This is a genomic window from Aurantimonas sp. A3-2-R12 (assembly GCF_036016755.1).
In the GTDB taxonomy this organism is placed as follows: Bacteria; Pseudomonadota; Alphaproteobacteria; order Rhizobiales; family Rhizobiaceae; genus Aurantimonas; species Aurantimonas coralicida_A.
This window is the reverse complement of the sequence record NZ_JAYXIH010000112.1, coordinates 1-1677: the sequence shown is the minus strand read 5'-3', so window position 1 is coordinate 1677 and position 1677 is coordinate 1. Positions and strand designations below refer to the sequence as shown.

Here is a 1677-nt window from a genome sequence, read left to right as displayed (position 1 = left end):
CTAGAACAGGCCTTCGATGAGGCCTTCGTCATTGAGCCGGATGGATTCCGACGAGGGCACGCGCGGCAGGCCCGGCATGGTCATGATCTCGCCGCAGACGACCACGACGAAGCCGGCGCCGGCCGACAGCCGCACTTCGCGGATCGGCACCGAATGGCCGGTCGGCGCGCCGCGCAGATTGGCGTCGGTGGAGAACGAATACTGCGTCTTGGCCATGCAGATCGGCAGATCGCGGAACCCCTGCTCCTCCCATTGCGCCAGCTGGTCGCGGATCTTCTTGTCGGCCAGAACCTCGTCGGCCCGGTAGATCCGCTTGGCGATCGTCTCGATCTTCTTCATCAAGGGCATGTCGTCGGGATACAGCATCTGGAACTGCGCCACGCCGCTGTCGGCGATCTCTGCCACCCGCGTCGCCAGTTCCTGGATCCCCTTCGAGCCCTCGGCCCAGTGCTTGCACAGGATCGCCTCCGAACCCTGGCTCGTCACATAGTCCTTGCAGGCCGCAATCTCGGCCTCGGTGTCGCCGGCGAAGTGGTTGATCGCCACCACCGCGGGAACGCCGAAACCCTTGATGTTCTCGATGTGCCGGCCGAGATTGGCGCAGCCGTCCTTGACCGCCTGCACGTTCTCGGCCGCCAGATCCTGCTTCTTGACGCCGCCATTCATCTTCATCGCCCGGATGGTGGCGACGATGACGATCGCCGCCGGGGCGAGACCGGCCTTGCGGCACTTGATGTTCATGAACTTCTCGGCGCCGAGATCCGCCCCGAAGCCGGCTTCCGTCACCACATAGTCGTTCAGCTTCAGCGCCGTCTTGGTGGCGACGACCGAGTTGCAGCCATGGGCTATGTTGGCGAACGGGCCGCCATGCACGAAGGCCGGGTTGTTCTCCAGCGTCTGCACCAGATTGGGCTGCATGGCGTCCTTGAGCAGAACCGTCATCGCGCCGTCGGCCTTCAGGTCCTTGCAGGTCACCGGCTTGCGATCACGCGTATAGGCCACGATGATCCGGCCGAGACGCTCCTGCAGATCCTCCAGATCATTCGACAGGCACAGGATCGCCATCACCTCAGAGGCGACGGTGATGTCGAAGCCGGCCTGGCGCGGAAAGCCGTTGGCCACCCCGCCGAGCGACGTGACGATGTCGCGCAGCGCCCGGTCGTTCATGTCCAAGACCCGCTTCCAGACGACGCGGCGGATGTCGATGTCGAGCGAATTGCCCCAGTAGATGTGGTTGTCGATCAGCGCCGACAGAAGGTTGTGGGCGCTGGTGATGGCGTGGAAGTCACCGGTGAAGTGGAGGTTCATCTCCTCCATCGGCACGACCTGGGCATAGCCGCCGCCGGCCGCGCCGCCCTTCATGCCGAAGCACGGACCCAGCGAAGCCTCGCGGATACACACCGCCGCCTTCTTGCCGATCGAATTCAGCCCGTCGCCGAGCCCGACCGTCGTCGTCGTCTTGCCCTCGCCGGCCGGCGTCGGGTTGATCGCCGTCACCAGGATCAGCTTGCCGTTCGGCTTGTCCGCCTGACGGGCGATGAAATCAGCCGAAACCTTGGCCTTGTCATGCCCGTAAGGCACCAGATCCTCGAGCCCGATCCCCAGCTTCGCCCCGATCTCCTGGATCGGCAGCTTCTTCGCCTCGCGGGCAATCTCAATGTCGGTCTTGAACGCCAT

General features: G+C 64.5%; 1 protein-coding gene. It reads right to left on the bottom strand.

Annotation, left to right across the window (positions count from 1 at the left end; all coding sequences use genetic code 11):
• Nucleotides 1-1677 (bottom strand): formate--tetrahydrofolate ligase, encoded by a 1677-nt coding sequence (locus VSX60_RS22255; protein WP_327626418.1) that lies wholly within the window; start codon nucleotides 1675-1677, stop codon nucleotides 1-3.

What these genes read in the sequence shown, in the direction of transcription:
- VSX60_RS22255 (WP_327626418.1), bottom strand. Translation starts at nt 1,677, where the DNA reads ATGGCGTTCAAGACCGACATTGAGATTGCCCGCGAGGCGAAGAAGCTG.